Source organism: Microvirga sp. P5_D2, assembly GCF_054049475.1.
In genome coordinates this window covers 1-576 of the sequence record NZ_JBFUMH010000421.1, presented here as the reverse complement: position 1 = coordinate 576, position 576 = coordinate 1, and the positions used below count along the sequence as shown (strand labels likewise).

General features: G+C 66.7%; 1 protein-coding gene. It reads left to right on the top strand.

Going from position 1 to position 576, the window contains the following annotated elements; translation table 11 throughout:
- Positions 1-3: 3 nt before the first annotated feature.
- Positions 4-576 (top strand): IS256 family transposase (locus ACXJKO_RS32070; RefSeq protein WP_457095023.1); only part of this gene is annotated, 573 nt, incomplete at its 3' end.

Below are 576 nucleotides of genomic sequence, written 5' to 3'. Positions count from 1 at the left end.
ACCATGACCAACGCCAAAGATAAACCTGCCGCCGCTGCCATCAAGGACCTTCTCAGCCAAAGCCCGGACGGCCTGCGCGAGATCGTGCGTGCCGTCATGCAGGAGATGCTCGAAGCCGAGATGACCGACGCCCTTCAGGCCGAGAAGGGCGAGCGCACCTCGGCTCGCCTGGGCTACCGCTCGGGCTMCTACACCCGCACCTTGGTGACCCGGGTCGGCAAGCTCGAGCTGCGCGTGCCRCAGGATCGCGACGGCCGCTTCTCGACCGAGCTGTTCGAGCGCTATCAGCGCTCCGAGCAGGCGCTGGTGGCCACCCTGGCCGAGATGTACGTGCAGGGTGTCTCCACCCGCAAGGTCAAGGCSATYACCGAGGAGCTGTGCGGCCACAGCTTCTCGGCTTCTGCCATCTCGGCCATCAACAAGCGCCTCGACGACAGCCTGGCCCAGTTCGCCTCRCGCCGGCTCGAGGAGCCGTTCCCGTACCTGATCCTGGATGCGCGGTATGAGAAGGTGCGCGAGGGCGGCATCGTCGCCTCGCAGGCCGTGCTGATCGCGGTGGGCATCGACTGGGACGAC